This window comes from Methylobacterium sp. 1A (assembly GCF_058072805.1).
The window spans coordinates 1,201,457-1,215,168 of sequence record NZ_JBYQVE010000001.1 but is presented as its reverse complement, the minus strand read 5'-3'; the positions used below and the strand labels follow the sequence as shown (position 1 = coordinate 1,215,168).

The window sequence follows — 13,712 nt, the reverse complement described above, 5'->3', positions numbered from 1 at the left end:
GACGGCGATGGAGCGGCTCCTCGTCCTCGTCCGGCACGGCCAGAGCGAGTGGAACCTGCAGAACCTGTTCACCGGCTGGCGCGACCCGGACCTCACCGACCGCGGCGTCGCCGAGGCCCGGGCCGCCGGCCGCGGCCTCAAGCGGGACGGCTACGGGTTCGACCTGGCCTTCACCTCCGAGCTGGTCCGCGCGCAGCGCACCTGCGCGCTGATCCTCGAGGAGATGGGCCTGTCCGAGATCCCGGTCCTGCGCGCGCGCGCCCTCAACGAGCGCGATTACGGCGACCTCTCCGGCCTCAACAAGGACGAGGCCCGCGCCCGCTGGGGCGACGCGCAGGTCCACGCCTGGCGCCGGGGCTACGACGTGCGGCCGCCCGGCGGCGAGAGCCTGAAGGACACGGCCGCGCGGGTTCTGCCCTGCTACGTCGCGACGATCCTGCCGCGCGTGATGGCCGGCCAGCGGGTCCTTGTGGCGGCCCACGGGAACTCGCTCCGCGCCCTGGTGATGGTCCTCGACGGACTGACCGAGGCGCAGGTGCCCGATCTCCAGATCCGGACCGGCGTGCCGCTGGTCTACCGCCTGAACGCCGACACCACGGTCGCCTCCAAGACCGTGCTGGAGCAGGTCGTCGACGCGGACCGCTGAGTGGCGACGGAACTCGCACCGGGCCTGATCCACCATCCGGGCTTCCTCGACGCGGAGGCCCGCGCGCGGCTCGCCGCGGAGATCGCCGCGATTCTCGCCGAGGCGCCGCCCGTGACGCCGCGCATGCCCCGCACCGGCAAGCCGTTCTCGGTGCGGATGTCGAATGCCGGACCCCTCGGCTGGGTCTCCGACGTCGCGGGCTACCGCTACCAGCCGCACCATCCCGAGACCGGTCGACCCTGGCCGGCCCTGCCGCCGACCGCCCGCGCGGCCTGGGAGACGCTGGCGGCCTATCCGGCCCCGCCGGAAGCCTGCCTCATCAACATCTACGCGCCGGGGACCCGCATGGGCCTCCACCAGGACCGCGACGAGGCGGATCTCGCCGCGCCGGTCGTGTCGCTGTCCCTCGGCGCGGCGGCCCTGTTCCGCTACGGCGGTCCGAGCCGGTCCGACCCGACCCGCTCGGTCCGGCTGCAGGCCGGCGACGCACTGGTGATGGGTGGCGCCGCGCGGCTCGTCTTCCACGGCATCGACCGGCTCTACCCGGACGGCGACCTGCTGGAAGCGGCGGACGGGCCCGGGTTCCTGCCGCCGGGCGGCCGCTGCAATCTCACCCTGCGACGTGTCACGGTGCCGGCCACGCCATGATGCGCGACACGCTATGACGCGCGAGCGGGACCTAGAGCCGGTGCCGACCGCGATGCCGCCGGCGATCCCCGGCGGGCGCGTCAGCGCGGCCGCGCAGTGGCCGGCGCTCGCCGGCTTCGTCGCGGCCGAGGCCCGCCTCCAGGAGGCGGCCCTGGCGCGCGGGCGCGTCACGGCCGGGCTCTACGAGTTCGTCCGGTTCGGGCTAAAGCAGGGCTGGGCCTGCCTGTTCGGCGGCCTGCTCCTGGTGCTCATGCTCGGCACGCGCCTCGTCTGGCCGGCCCACGCGCCCGTCGCCCGCTACGACGCGCTGTTCCTCGCCGCCCTCGTGCTCCAGGTCGCGATGCTGCGGCTGCGGATGGAGACGTGGTCGGAGGCCCGGGTGATCCTGGTCTTCCACGTCATCGGCACGGCCATGGAGATCCACAAGACCGCGATCGGCAGCTGGGTCTACCCGGAAGCGAACCTGTTCCGGCTCGGCGGCGTCCCGCTGTTCACGGGCTTCATGTACGCGGCGGTCGGCAGCTATCTCGCCCGCGTGTGGCGCCTGTTCGATTTCCGGTTCACGCGGCACCCGAGCCTGCGCCTGCTCGCGGTCCTGTCGGTGGCGATCTACGTCAATTTCCTCATCGATCATCGCGGCATCGACCTGCGTTTCGGACTCATCGCGGTCGCGGTCGCGGCCTTCGCCCCCGCGACCGTGTACTTCAAGGTCTGGCGGGAGCACCGCACCATGCCGCTCCTGCTGGGCCTGCTGCTCGTCGCGCTGTTCATCTGGTTCGCCGAGAATCTCGGCACGCTGTCCGGCACGTGGCTCTACCCGAACCAGCGGCAGCACTGGTCCATCGTCCCGGTGGCCAAGCTCTCGTCCTGGTTCCTGCTGATGATCGTGTCCTACACGCTGGTCGCGCGGGTGAACGGCATCGCGACCTGGCCGGCCGTGCCGGCCGCGCCCGCGCGTCGGGAGCTGCCGATGGCCCGCGCGACCCATCTCGGCCTCGCGGCCGCGGTGATCGCCCTCGGCCTGCTGCTGCGCGTGCCGCACTGGGGCCTGCCGCTCGCGATCCACCATTACGGCGGCGGGATCCTGTGGGGGGCGATGCTGTTCCTTCTGGTCGCGGCCCTGCGACCCGGCAGATGGGGCCTGCGCTCCTGCCTGATCGCCGCCTTCGCGGCCGCCGCGCTCATCGAGAGCAGCCGGCTCGTCCACACGCCGGCCCTCGACGCCTTCCGGACGACCCTGCCGGGTCAGCTCCTCCTCGGCTCCATCTTCTCGCCGTGGAATCTCCTCGCCTACGGCGTCGGGATCGGCGCCGCCGCCGCGCTCGCGCTTTCCCTTCATCGTGAACGCAGGCGCGCCGCGTTGCCGGCTTGACAGAATAGGTCGCCCGGCAGACCCATCGGGTGCGGACTAACCCAAAGTTGGGTCCACCAGGAGAACCGGTTTTCGATGCGGATGCGCAACCTGACGCTGCGTCTCGGACGGGTTCTGTGCGCAGCCGCGCTGGCGGCCAGCCTCGGCTCGGCCGCCCGGGCCGGCGATCCCGTCTATCCCGCGGGCTCGCGCTTCGGCTTCGACCCGCCCGCCGACATGTCGCTGTCGCGGCGCTTCTCAGGCTTCGAGCGGAAAGAGGGTGGCGCGACCGTGTCGGTCGTCGAATTGCCCGCGAACGCCTTCGCGGAGCTCGTCAGCGGCTTCACCGACGCCAACCTGCTGAGCCAAGGCTTCGCGGTCGAGAAGCGCGAGGAGGTCAAGATCGGCGACAACGAGGGCATGCTCTACACCGGTGAGCAGCCCGCCGATCCCGGCTCGTCCGCGCCGGCGATCCGGAAGTGGATCCTCGTCGTCGGAACGCCGACCGTGACCGGGCTGATCATCGCCCAGGCGCTGCCCGACGCCGAGACCGAGGCCTCGATGCGCAAGATGGTGACCGGCGTCACCCTCCGGCCGGCCCTGTCGCTGACCCAGCAGGTCGACGCGCTGCCCTTCCGCATCGCCGACATGGCGGGCTTCCGGCCCGTGCGGGTGATGGCCGGCAATTCGGTCCTCCTCACCAGCGGCCCGAAGGACCAGATGCAAAATCTGGAACAGCCGATCCTCGTCCTCGCGCAGGCCGTGCAGCAGCCGCCCGGGGCCGAGCAGCGGGACGGCTTCGCCCGCGCCGCCCTGGCGTCCAATCAGACCCTCAAGGACTTCGTCATCGAGCGGGCGCAGAGCTACCGCTCGAACGGCGTCGACTGGCACGAGATCGTGGCCCGCGCCCTCGATCAGCCGACCAACCAGCCCGTCGTGGTCATGCAGACCATCCGGTTCGCACCGGACGGCTACGTCCGCGCCCTCGGCGTCGTGCGGCAGGATCAGCGCGACGGCGTCCTCGCCAAGTTCCGCCAGGTGGTGGACAGCGTTCAGGTCAAGTAGCGCGTCACCAGACGACGGCCTGCCCGTCGCGGCGCGGGTCGCTCGCGGCCACGTAGCCCTCGACGGCCGGATCGCCCATCCGCCAGATGAACTGGCCGGCACCGAAATCCTGGTAGCTGTCCTCGATCACCTCGAGTTCGTGGCCGAGGGCCTTCAGGCGTTCCAGGGTCGCGCCCGGCATCGCCGCCTCGACGTTGATGTCGAGCCCCTCGTTCACCCGCCACCGCGGCGCGTCGCAGGCCGCCTGCGGGTTCTGGCCGTGGTCGATCATCCGCACCAGCGTCTGGACGTGCCCCTGCGGCTGCATGTTGCCGCCCATCACGCCGAAGCTCATCACCGGGGCTCCGTCCTTCGTGAGGAAGCCCGGGATGATGGTGTGGAACGGGCGCTTGCCGGGCGCCACCACGTTGGGGCTCTCCGGATCGAGCACGAAGCCGTAGCCGCGATTCTGCAGGGAGATGCCCCAGCCCGGGACGACCACGCCGGAGCCGAAGCCCATGAAGTTCGACTGGATGAAGCTCACCATCATGCCGGACTCGTCGGCCGCGGTGAGGTAGATCGTGCCGCCCGCGGGCGGCTTGCCCGGCCCGAAGACCTGGGCGCGGTTCCGGTCGATCAGCTTGGCGCGCTCCGCGAGGTAGGCGGGGTCGAGCATGGCCTCCGGCGTCACCTCCATCCCGCGGGGGTCGGCGACGTACCGGTAGGTGTCGCTGAAGGCGAGCTTCATCGCCTCGATCTGCAGGTGCTGCGACTCCGGCCCATCGACCGGCAGGCCGCCGAGGTCGAACTGCTCGAGGAGGCCCAGCGCGATCTGCGCCGCGATACCCTGGCCGTTCGGCGGGATCTCGTGCAGCGTGTAGCCGTGATAGTCCTTCGCGGTCGGCGTGACCCATTCGGGGCGGAACGCCGCGAGGTCGGCGGCGGTCATCGCGCCGCCGTTGGCCCGCGCGTGCGCGGCGATCGCCTCGGCGATCTCGCCCCGGTAGAAGGCCTCGCCCTTGGTCTCGCCGATCAGTCGAAGGGTCTTCTCGGCGCCCGGGAAGGTCACCAGCTCGCCGACATCCGGCGCCCGGCCCCGCGGCAGGAAGAACTCCGAGAAGCCCGGCTGGCGGGTGATCGCCTCGATCCGGGCCGCGGCCGCCCATTTCTGCTGGACCACCACCGGCGCGAGGTAGCCCCGCTCGGCGATGCGGATCGCGGGCTGCATCAGGTCGGCGAAGGGGAGGCGGCCGAAGCGCTCGCTCAGCGCCGCCCAGGCGGCGACCGCGCCCGGCACGGTGACCGAGTCCCAGCCGCGCATCGGCGGCCGCTCGCCGGCGCCGTACTTCTTCAGGAAGTAGTCCCGGCTCCAGGCGGCCGGCGCCCCGCCGGAAGCGTTGAGGCCGTGCAGCGCCTTCCCGTCCCACAGGATGCAGAAGGCGTCGGAGCCGAGACCGTTGCTGCACGGCTCGGTGACGGTCTTGGCGGCCGCCGTGGCGATCGCGGCATCGACCGCGTTGCCGCCGGCCTGGAGCATCTGGATGCCGGCCTGCGCCGCCAGCGCGTGCGAGGTCGCCACGCAGTTGCGCCCAAACATCGGCATCCGCAGCGACGGATACCCGGTCACCCAGTCGAACGGCTTCATCGCTCAGTTCCCGGTCTCGGCAGCTCACGCGCTCCCGCACCACTTGGCATACAGGATATCCGGCTTCGGTGAAGGCGCGGCCGGGCATGTCCGCCAACGAAAAACGCGGGCCCGAGGACCCGCGCTTCGCGAACGTGATGCAGCTTGGTCGCGCCGCTTAGTAGGGGCGGCCGTAGAGCGGCGAGGTCGGGTCCAGCCGGTCGACGAAGGAGAGGTCGACGTTGCGGATCGCCGAGGAGCGGGCGCCGATGAACGGCCCGTTCGTGATCGGATCCGGCAGGATGCCGCGGCCGAAGCGGTCCGTCGGGCCGTAGGGCGGGGTCAGCTGGTTGGACGCCGCGATCAGATAGGGGTTCAGGGCCGGGTTGCGCGAGCCGCCGGCGCCCGGAACGTTCGAGGTCAGCGGCACGTTGCCGGCATCGAGCCAGCTGCGCGGGCGCACGCGGATCGGGAGAGGCCGGCTGACCCGGTAGATCGGGCCGGGGACGTAGCCATCCTGAGCCTGGGCGGGCGCGGAGGCCAGAGCGCCGAGGCCGGTGGCGGCGACGACGCCGAGAAGGGCGATCTTGAGCGAGCGCATGGCCAACCTTGTCCTTGAGTGCCATCAGTATGGCGACCGAAGCTTAACAGTTCGCCGCCTTTGACGATAAGACGCTTGGGCGAGGCTGTTGTTCCGCCCTTATGGCTGAGCTTGTGCGTTTTGCCACACTCCGGCCTCATTTTTTATTTTGCGACCGCCGGATTAACGATCCGACCCTCCCGGGAGGCTCTGTCGCGGCCGATGCCGGGCACGCGCCCGCCGGATCGGGCGCGACCGAGAAGGCCGCCGTCGTGGCGGCATCGGCGAGGTCGACGAGGCTCAGCGCGTCGAGCATGCAGCCGAGGGCCTGCGGCTCCGGCGGGCGCGCGAGGGGCGCGCAGAGCCATCCGTCGAGCTGGAAAGCCGTGTCGCGCGTGACGAAGCCGGTGCAGGTCCGCTGCGCGGGGCCCGCGAAGGTCACCTCCAGGGTCTCGACCGCGCCGAACTTGGTGCGGATCTGATCGCGGGCGCCGGTCCGGGCCACCGCCAGGGCCGGCCGGTCGAGGGCAGGACCGTTCGCGGCGCGCCGGGCCATGAGGACGAAGAGCGTCGGCGGTGCGCCCGAGCGGGGCCCGCGGGTGAGCTGGACCCGCAAGGCCGGCGCCTCGATCGCCGCGACGTCGCCCCGGATGAGGGTGTCCTCGCGCAGCCCGGTCCGCGGATCGACGCGGGCGGACACGCGCACCGGATCGAGCCCGGGTTCCGCGAGCCCGAACTGGGCGACCGAGGCCGCGGGCGGCGCCGGCGAGGCCTGGACCGACGGGACGAAGGCGGTCTCCGCGGCCGGCGGCGGCGCGGGCGCGGAAGCCGGGGTCTCGTCGGGCCAGCGGGGGAGGGCCCACAGGACGGCAATCGCCGCCGCGGCGAGGGCAATGCGCAGGCCGAGAGATCCCGGGGAGACCGGGGCGTCCGGCGCGCGCGCGGCCCGGCCGCCCGGCACGCCGAGCCCGATCCGATCGACGAGGGGCGCTGTTCCGGTCAGGGTCGTGCTCCGTGGCGGCGGGAGGCCGCGGGGTGGACGCCAGCGTCGCGCCGAAGGATTGAATTCCCTCTGCCGGCCCGAGACCGTCACCGGGTTTCCGGAGGCAGGGTGAATCGAGTGTTGCGCCGTCGGCGGCCTTGACAGCGCGCGCCCTTGCGCGCCTTGCTCGACCCGGCCGTCGCCCCCACCTCCGCGGAGGACGGGGTCTGCGGCCGCGCCCGTTTGGCGGGCGCGTCCGGCACGAACGATCCTTCGGCCGATTGTACTGGCACAGGCGCGGCACCCGGATCGGTCGGGGTTTTCCGCGCGGAGACGAGAGATGGGTTACAAGGTCGCCGTCGTCGGCGCCACGGGCAACGTGGGCCGCGAGATGCTCGATATCCTGGCCGAGCGGGCTTTCCCCGCCGACGAGGTCGTGGCGCTGGCCTCGCGCCGCAGCCAGGGTCAGGAAGTCTCCTACGGCGACAAGACGCTCAAGGTCAAAACGCTGGACACGTACGACTTCTCCGACACCGACATCTGCCTGATGTCGGCCGGCGGCGAGGCGTCGAAGGAGTGGTCGCCCCGCATCGGCCAGCAGGGCTGCGTGGTCATCGATAACTCGTCGGCGTTCCGCTACGACGCCGACGTGCCGCTGATCGTGCCCGAGGTGAACGCCGACGCGGTGGTGGGCTTCACCAAGCGCAACATCATCGCCAACCCGAACTGCTCGACCGCGCAGCTGGTCGTCGCCCTGAAGCCCCTCCACGAGGCGGCCACGATCAAGCGCGTCGTCGTGTCGACCTACCAGTCGGTCTCCGGCGCCGGCAAGGAGGCGATGGACGAGCTGTTCAATCAGACCCGCGCCGTGTTCACCGCCGGCGAGATCAAGCAGGGCGGCAAGTTCACGAAGCGCATCGCCTTCAACGTCATCCCCCACATCGACGTGTTCATGGAGGATGGCTACACGAAGGAAGAGTGGAAGATGGTCGCCGAGACCAAGAAGATGCTCGACCCGAAGATCAAGCTGACGGCGACCGCCGTCCGCGTGCCGGTCTTCATCGGTCACGCGGAATCGGTGAACGTCGAGTTCGAGCAGCCGCTCACGGCCGAGAAGGCGACCGAGATCCTGCGCGCCGCCCCCGGCGTGCTGGTGATCGATAAGCGCGAGAACGGCGGCTACATGACCCCCCACGAGGCGGCCGGCGAGGACGCGACCTACATCTCGCGCATCCGCGAGGACGCGACGGTGGAGAACGGCCTGAACTTCTGGTGCGTCTCGGACAACCTGCGCAAGGGCGCGGCCCTCAACGCGATCCAGATCGCCGAGGTGCTGGTCAATCGCAAGCTGCTGAACCGCGCCAAGCGCGCCGCCTGAGACTGTTTCCTCTCCCGCTGGGGGAGGGGGCTCTGTCCGGCGGATCCTCGGGAGACGGTCCCGAGGATCCGTCACGCGTCCGTCACGGCTCGGGATCGTGACGCGGATCGGTCGCGCGGACCTTCCGTCCGCGGCGTGTCCGCACTGCGTGCTCGGTCCGGCTCTTCATCGCCGAGAGGCTTCGCGGCAGCCCCTTGAGCGCCGCGACCATCCCGGTCATCGACGGCCCGAAGCGGGCCGGGGGGCGGTTCACCGACGCCCGATCGCTGTTACCGACCGTCGCCTCGTCGAACACCGTTGTGCGGCTCCGTCGGATGCCGCAGGCGCGGACCGGGCGGCCTTCTCGCCGCCCGGTCCGGCTACGCCATGCCGAGGGCCTGCATGTAGAGCTCGAGGATCGCCTCCTGCTCCTGGCGCTCGCTGTGGTCCTGCTTGCGGATGCGCAGGATCGTCCGGACGGCCTTCGCGTCGAAGCCCCGACCCTTCAGCTCGGCGAACACCTCCTTGATGTCGCCCATGATGCCGGCCTTCTCCTCCTCGAGGCGCTCCAGGCGCTCGATGAACTGCTTCAGCTCGTCGGCGGCCACACCCTCGGCCGACGAGACGTCGCCGCCGGGCCGCTGCGCGGCGGTGGGCATCGAATGGGCGTTCATGGGGCTCTCCCGAATGCACGGCGCAATTGCGCCCTGGACCCGTGGTTAACGGGCCCGCCTTACCGGAAGCTTAGCCGATTCGCCGCCGTCCGGCCGCCGCATCAGTGGTCCCTGATCAATGGTCCTTGGCCTGCGCGGCCGAGAAGCCCGCCTGCTGCTCCGCACTCGCCTCCGTCTGGAAGCGCGCCTTCCACTCGGCGTAGGGCATCCCGTAGACCGCCTCGCGGCTCGCGTCCTTGGTCAGCGCGACGCCCGTCTCGTCGGCGGCGTCCTTCAGCCAGTTCGACAGGCAGTTCCGGCAGAAGCCCGCCAGGTTCATCAGGTCGATGTTCTGCACATCCGTCCGGTTGCGCAGATGCGCGACGAGGCGGCGGAAGACCGCGGCCTCGAGTTCCGTCTGGGTCCTGGGATCGATCTCGCTCATCGGTCGCAACTCTCTTCGGGTCGGGCGGGCCACACCCGATTTCGGGGTCGGCTCGGCGGAGATCAAGCCGCGAGCAGCGGGCGCAGCACGCGGGCGAAGCGCGCCGCCCACTCCGCTTGGCCGTCCGCGCCGGCGATCAGGTCCTGGCGGATCTCCACCAGGGCGTTCGCGAGGCCCCGCGTGGTGGCGTGGCGGTCGATCGTGTCGCCCGGCAGGCCGCCGCCGTAGGGCGCGTTGTCGCCGACGGTGAGCCCGGCCGGATCGGCCTCCAGCGCGCGGATCAGCGGGCGGGCGAAGCGGTCGTCCCGGTCGTACAGGATCCCGACCTGCCAGGGCCGCGCGATTCCGCGCCAGTAGGGCGTGAAGCTGTGCATGGTCAGGAGCACGGGCGGCCGGCCCGCAGCCTGGGCGGCGGCGATCGCGTCGTCGATGGCCGCGTCGAACGGCGCGTAGAACCGCGCGATCCGGGCCTGCTTCCCGGCCTCGTCGATCCGGGCATTGCCCGGCACGACGGCGCCGTCGGACAGGCGCATCACCAGGGTCGGATCGGCGCGCCCGCGATTCGGGTCGATGATGAGGCGGGAGAAGTTCGTCAGGATCGCCGGGGCGCCGAGCTGCGCCGCGAGGCTCCGCGTCACCGCCGCCGCGCCGATGTCGTAGGCGATGTGCCGGGCGTATTCCGAGGCGGGCACGCCGAGCGCGATGTCCGGCGGCACGAAGTTCGAGGCGTGGTCGCAGGCGATGACGAGGCCGCAGGCGGGGTCGCCGGGGATGATCTCGCAGGGATGCGCGGGCGGGACGGCCGATTCTGTCTCCGGACGGGTCACGGGGCTCCGAGGTCTTCAGAGAGGTCTTCAGATCTGTGCGAGGGCACCGATGGCGCTTGCCGTCGCGCGGCCGCTCGGGCAGATCACCTATCAAGGATCGTGCGCTCACGGCAAGAAACGGGCCCGCCGCCCAGGGAAGAAACGGGCGGGGATCGCGCGACACAATGGAGAGAGGAGCCCGTTCGACGCCATGACCGACACCGTTCCGCCCGTCACCGACGCGGCCACCCGGGACCAGCGCGCGCTCCTCGATTCGATCCTCACGGCCGCGATCCGCGCCGCCCATCCGGATCTCTGCCTGCCGCCGCACCTGCCGGAGCCGAGCCCGGGCCGCCTGATCATCCTGGCCGCCGGCAAGGCCGCGGGCAGCATGAGCGCCGTGGCGAGCCGCTTCTACCGGCAGAAGCACGGGCTGGGTGACGACCGGATCGTTGGCCTCGCGGTGGCGCGGCACGGCTACGGGCAGGAAGCGCCGGGGATCCACATGGTCGAGGCGGGCCACCCGGTCCCCGACGAGGCCGGCATCTCGGCGACCCGCGAAGCGCTGCGGCTCGCCACCGAGGCCGGGCCCGACGACGAGGTCCTGGTGCTGCTCTCGGGCGGCGGCTCGGCCAACTGGATCGCCCCCGCCGGCGACCTGACGCTGATCGAGAAGCAGGCGATCACCCGGGCGATGCTCCGCTCCGGCGCGCCGATCGGCGAGATCAACACGGTGCGCAAGCACATCTCGCGGATCAAGGGCGGCCGCCTAGCCCTCGCGGCCCGCAATGCCCGGCGCGTCCTGACGCTGGCGATCTCCGACGTGCCCTTCGACGATCCGGCGGTGATCGCCTCCGGGCCGACCGTGCCCGATCCGTCGACCCTGGCCGATGCCCGGGCCATCTGCGAGAAGCGCGGCATCCCGCTGCCCGAGGAGGCGGTGCGCCTCCTGAACGACCCCAACAACGAGACGCCGAAGGCCGGTGATCCCGCCTTCGCCCGCGCCGAGTACCGCATCATCGCCCGGCCGATCGATGCCCTGAACGCCGCCGCCGAGGCAGCCCGCGCGGCCGGCTACGAGCCGATCCTGCTGGGCGCCGACCTGGAGGGCGAGGCCCGCGAGGTCGCAGCCGAGCACGCGGCCGAGGCCAAGCGCCACAAGGCGGCCGGCAAGCGCGTCGCGCTGATCTCCGGCGGCGAGCTCACCGTCACCATCCGCGGCGAGGGCCACGGCGGCCCGAACCAGGAATACGCCCTGGCGCTGGCGGTTGCGCTCGACGGCGAGCCCGGCATCTTCGGCATCAGCGCCGACACCGACGGGACCGACGGCGGGCGGGGCCTCGCCACCGACCCGGCGGGCGGCCTCGTCGACCCCACGACCCTCGAACGGGCCCGGGCCGCCGGCCTCGACCCGGCCGCGATGCTGGAGCAGAACGACTCCACCGCCTTCTTCGCGGCCCTCGGCGACCTCGTGAACCCCGGTCCGACCTGTACCAATGTCAACGACTGCCGCATCATCCTCGTCAATTAGCTCTCGCGTCTCGGCGGCTCAGCTCCTCCCGGCAGTCACGGTCCTCGGCCTCGCGCTCCTCGGCGCGAGCCCCGCCAAGGCGGACCTGCGCCTGTGCAACCAGACCGCCAGCAAGGTCGGGATCTCGCTGGGCTACCGCGATCCCCAGGGCTGGGTGACGGAGGGCTGGTGGGATCTGGCGCCGAAGGCCTGCGAGACGCTGCTCAAGGGCGCGCTGGCGGCGCGGTTCTACTACGTCTTCGCGGTCGACTACACGCGCGGCGGCGAGTGGAGCGGCCGTTCGCTGATGTGCACCCGCGATTCGGAGTTCACGATTCGCGGCATCGAGGATTGTCTCGCTCGCGGCTACGACCGCAACGGCTTCTTCGAAGTCGACACCGGCGAGCAGAAGAGCTGGACCATCCAGCTCACGGATCCGAACCGGCCGGACGCGCCGGCGAAACCGTAATGTGAAGGCGGCGGCCGAGACTGCGGTCTTGACGCTGTCCGGCCCGAGATGCTCACAGCCGATCTGCGCTCCCTGAGCCAGATCTTTCAACCGCCGGCGCTCGACGCCGCGCGGCAACGAGAACACGGAGGAAATACGCTTGAAACGGTCCCGCCGCACGAAGATCGTCGCCACCCTCGGTCCGGCCTCCGATTCGCCGGAGATGATCGAGCGGCTGTTCCGCGCGGGCGTCGACGTATTCCGGCTCAACATGAGCCACCTGCCGCGCGAGAAGCTGCCCGAGAAGGTGGAGGCGATCCGCACCATCGAGCGCGAGGCCAAGCGGCCGATCGGCATCCTGGTCGACCTGCAGGGACCCAAGCTGCGGCTCGGCACCTTCGCGGAGGGCGCCGCGATGATCGAGGCCGGTGCCACCTTCGTGCTCGACGGCGACCCGACCCCCGGCGACGCCGCGCGCTGCCACCTGCCGCATCCGGAGATCCTCGAGGCGCTGGAGCCGGGCCACGCCATCCTGGTCGACGACGGCAAGCTGCGGCTGACGGTGCTCGAGACGGCGCACAACCGGGCCGTGACCCGCGTCGAGGTCGGCGGCCGGATCTCGAACCGGAAGGGCGTGTCCCTGCCGCACACCGTGATCCCGGTGCCGGCGATGACCGACAAGGACCGGGCCGACCTCGATGCCGGCCTGAACGCCGGCGCCGACTGGATCGCCGTCTCGTTCGTCCAGCGGCCCGAGGACGTGGCCGAGGTGAAGAAGGTCTGCGCCGGCCGCGCCCTGGTGATGGCCAAGATCGAGAAGCCGCAGGCGCTGGCGCGCCTCGACGAGATCATCGAGATCTCCGACGGGCTGATGGTCGCCCGCGGTGACCTCGGCGTGGAGATGCCCCTGGAGCAGGTGCCGGGCGTGCAGAAGCGCATCACCCGCGGCGCCCGGCGCTACGGCAAGCCGGTGGTCGTCGCCACCCAGATGCTCGAATCGATGATCACCGCGCCGGTGCCGACCCGGGCCGAGGTCTCCGACGTCGCCACGGCGGTCTACGAAGGGGCGGACGCCGTGATGCTCTCCGCGGAGAGCGCCTCGGGCGCCCACCCGATCGGGGCCGTGGAGACCATGAACCGCATCGCCGAGCAGGTGGAGCGGGACGCGATCTACTGGTCGATCATCCGGGCGCAGAGCGCGACCCCCGACGAGACGGCCGCCGACGCCATCGCGGCGGCGGCGCACCAGATGGTCGACGCGCTGAGCCTCGACGCGATCATGGCCTGGACCAATTCCGGCTCGACGGCCCTGCGCCTGTCGCGCGAGCGCCCGAACGCCACCGTGATCGCGCTGACGCCGCGGCGCGAGACCGCCCGCCGCCTCGCCCTGGCCTGGGGCACGCACCCGATCGTCACCAAGGACGCGAGCGACGTGGACGACATGTCGTTCCGCGCCGCCAAGTTCGCGGTGCGCGAGAAGTTCGCTGCCGTGGGGGACCGAGTGATCGTCGTGGCCGGCCTGCCGTTCGGCACGCCGGGCGCCACCAACCTCGTGCGGCTGACCTTCATCACCCGCGAGCACGCCGAGAAGGCGTGACCGCACCCGGATAGGAGAGCG

General features: G+C 71.5%; 15 protein-coding genes. 8 read left to right on the top strand and 7 right to left on the bottom strand.

Going from position 1 to position 13,712, the window contains the following annotated elements; genetic code table 11:
* The first annotated feature begins 7 nt into the window (after nt 1-7).
* The 4 genes from ACX9MN_RS05885 (at nt 8) to ACX9MN_RS05870 (ending at nt 3,710) form a co-directional block, all read left to right on the top strand.
* Nucleotides 8-646, top strand: a complete 639-nt coding sequence (locus ACX9MN_RS05885; protein WP_489725210.1) for a 2,3-bisphosphoglycerate-dependent phosphoglycerate mutase — start codon at nt 8-10, stop codon at nt 644-646.
* On the top strand, nt 647-1,294 hold the full coding sequence (locus tag ACX9MN_RS05880; RefSeq protein ID WP_489723931.1) for an alpha-ketoglutarate-dependent dioxygenase AlkB: 648 nt from the start codon (nt 647-649) through the stop codon (nt 1,292-1,294). It begins immediately after the preceding gene.
* Between the two features lie 13 nt (nt 1,295-1,307).
* Nucleotides 1,308-2,666, top strand: coding sequence for a DUF817 family protein (locus tag ACX9MN_RS05875; protein WP_489723930.1), 1,359 nt, complete (start codon nt 1,308-1,310; stop codon nt 2,664-2,666).
* A 75-nt stretch (nt 2,667-2,741) separates the two neighbouring features.
* Entirely contained in the window at nt 2,742-3,710 is a 969-nt protein-coding gene (locus ACX9MN_RS05870; protein ID WP_020091491.1) for a hypothetical protein, read from the top strand.
* Between the two features lie 4 nt (nt 3,711-3,714).
* Here the strand turns inward: ACX9MN_RS05870 and ACX9MN_RS05865 are convergent, their stop codons facing one another.
* From ACX9MN_RS05865 to ACX9MN_RS05855, 3 genes are all read right to left on the bottom strand, one after another.
* Nucleotides 3,715-5,334 carry a gamma-glutamyltransferase family protein gene (locus ACX9MN_RS05865; RefSeq protein ID WP_427507599.1) on the bottom strand — a complete coding sequence of 540 codons (1,620 nt, stop codon included), beginning with the start codon at nt 5,332-5,334 and terminating at the stop codon, nt 3,715-3,717.
* 157 nt (nt 5,335-5,491) lie between these two features.
* On the bottom strand, nt 5,492-5,914 hold the full coding sequence (locus tag ACX9MN_RS05860; protein WP_020091493.1) for a hypothetical protein: 423 nt from the start codon (nt 5,912-5,914) through the stop codon (nt 5,492-5,494).
* 136 nt (nt 5,915-6,050) lie between these two features.
* A complete protein-coding gene (locus ACX9MN_RS05855; protein WP_489723929.1) occupies nt 6,051-6,854 on the bottom strand; it encodes a hypothetical protein in 804 nt (267 codons plus the stop codon).
* Between the two features lie 361 nt (nt 6,855-7,215).
* On the opposite strand from ACX9MN_RS05855, the gene ACX9MN_RS05850 reads away from it, so the two are divergent.
* Complete coding sequence (locus ACX9MN_RS05850) at nt 7,216-8,253, top strand: aspartate-semialdehyde dehydrogenase (protein WP_020091495.1); 1,038 nt, start codon at nt 7,216-7,218, stop codon at nt 8,251-8,253.
* Nucleotides 8,254-8,335: 82 nt separating this feature from the next.
* On the opposite strand, the gene ACX9MN_RS05845 is transcribed toward ACX9MN_RS05850, so the two are convergent.
* From ACX9MN_RS05845 to ACX9MN_RS05830, 4 genes are all read right to left on the bottom strand, one after another.
* Nucleotides 8,336-8,548, bottom strand: a complete 213-nt coding sequence (locus tag ACX9MN_RS05845) for a hypothetical protein (RefSeq protein WP_447680344.1) — start codon at nt 8,546-8,548, stop codon at nt 8,336-8,338.
* Between the two features lie 64 nt (nt 8,549-8,612).
* Nucleotides 8,613-8,891 carry a DUF2312 domain-containing protein gene (locus tag ACX9MN_RS05840; protein ID WP_026604676.1) on the bottom strand — a complete coding sequence of 93 codons (279 nt, stop codon included), beginning with the start codon at nt 8,889-8,891 and terminating at the stop codon, nt 8,613-8,615.
* 130 nt (nt 8,892-9,021) lie between these two features.
* On the bottom strand, nt 9,022-9,330 hold the full coding sequence (locus ACX9MN_RS05835; protein WP_091677964.1) for a DUF1244 domain-containing protein: 309 nt from the start codon (nt 9,328-9,330) through the stop codon (nt 9,022-9,024).
* Between the two features lie 62 nt (nt 9,331-9,392).
* Nucleotides 9,393-10,157, bottom strand: a complete 765-nt coding sequence (locus ACX9MN_RS05830; protein WP_489723928.1) for an N-formylglutamate amidohydrolase — start codon at nt 10,155-10,157, stop codon at nt 9,393-9,395.
* Between the two features lie 190 nt (nt 10,158-10,347).
* Between ACX9MN_RS05830 and ACX9MN_RS05825 the strand changes: the two genes are divergently transcribed.
* From ACX9MN_RS05825 to pyk, 3 genes are all read left to right on the top strand, one after another.
* Nucleotides 10,348-11,667 (top strand): glycerate kinase type-2 family protein, encoded by a 1,320-nt coding sequence (locus tag ACX9MN_RS05825; protein WP_091978400.1) that lies wholly within the window; start codon nt 10,348-10,350, stop codon nt 11,665-11,667.
* Nucleotides 11,633-12,115 (top strand): DUF1036 domain-containing protein, encoded by a 483-nt coding sequence (locus tag ACX9MN_RS05820; RefSeq protein WP_170868104.1) that lies wholly within the window; start codon nt 11,633-11,635, stop codon nt 12,113-12,115. The genes ACX9MN_RS05825 and ACX9MN_RS05820 overlap by 35 nt, the downstream gene beginning before the upstream one ends.
* A 139-nt stretch (nt 12,116-12,254) precedes the next feature.
* Complete coding sequence (gene pyk, locus ACX9MN_RS05815; RefSeq protein WP_056521857.1) at nt 12,255-13,691, top strand: pyruvate kinase; 1,437 nt, start codon at nt 12,255-12,257, stop codon at nt 13,689-13,691.
* Nucleotides 13,692-13,712: the final 21 nt, after the last annotated feature.

Coding starts and splice junctions, on each gene's coding strand:
- ACX9MN_RS05885 (WP_489725210.1), top strand. CDS start 8: ATGGAGCGGCTCCTCGTCCTCGTCCGGCACGGCCAGAGCGAGTGGAAC.
- ACX9MN_RS05875 (WP_489723930.1), top strand. CDS start 1,308: ATGACGCGCGAGCGGGACCTAGAGCCGGTGCCGACCGCGATGCCGCCG.
- ACX9MN_RS05870 (WP_020091491.1), top strand. CDS start 2,742: ATGCGGATGCGCAACCTGACGCTGCGTCTCGGACGGGTTCTGTGCGCA.
- ACX9MN_RS05865 (WP_427507599.1), bottom strand. CDS start 5,334: ATGAAGCCGTTCGACTGGGTGACCGGGTATCCGTCGCTGCGGATGCCG.
- ACX9MN_RS05860 (WP_020091493.1), bottom strand. CDS start 5,914: ATGCGCTCGCTCAAGATCGCCCTTCTCGGCGTCGTCGCCGCCACCGGC.
- ACX9MN_RS05850 (WP_020091495.1), top strand. CDS start 7,216: ATGGGTTACAAGGTCGCCGTCGTCGGCGCCACGGGCAACGTGGGCCGC.
- ACX9MN_RS05840 (WP_026604676.1), bottom strand. CDS start 8,891: ATGCCCACCGCCGCGCAGCGGCCCGGCGGCGACGTCTCGTCGGCCGAG.
- ACX9MN_RS05835 (WP_091677964.1), bottom strand. CDS start 9,330: ATGAGCGAGATCGATCCCAGGACCCAGACGGAACTCGAGGCCGCGGTC.
- ACX9MN_RS05825 (WP_091978400.1), top strand. CDS start 10,348: ATGACCGACACCGTTCCGCCCGTCACCGACGCGGCCACCCGGGACCAG.
- ACX9MN_RS05820 (WP_170868104.1), top strand. CDS start 11,633: ATGTCAACGACTGCCGCATCATCCTCGTCAATTAGCTCTCGCGTCTCG.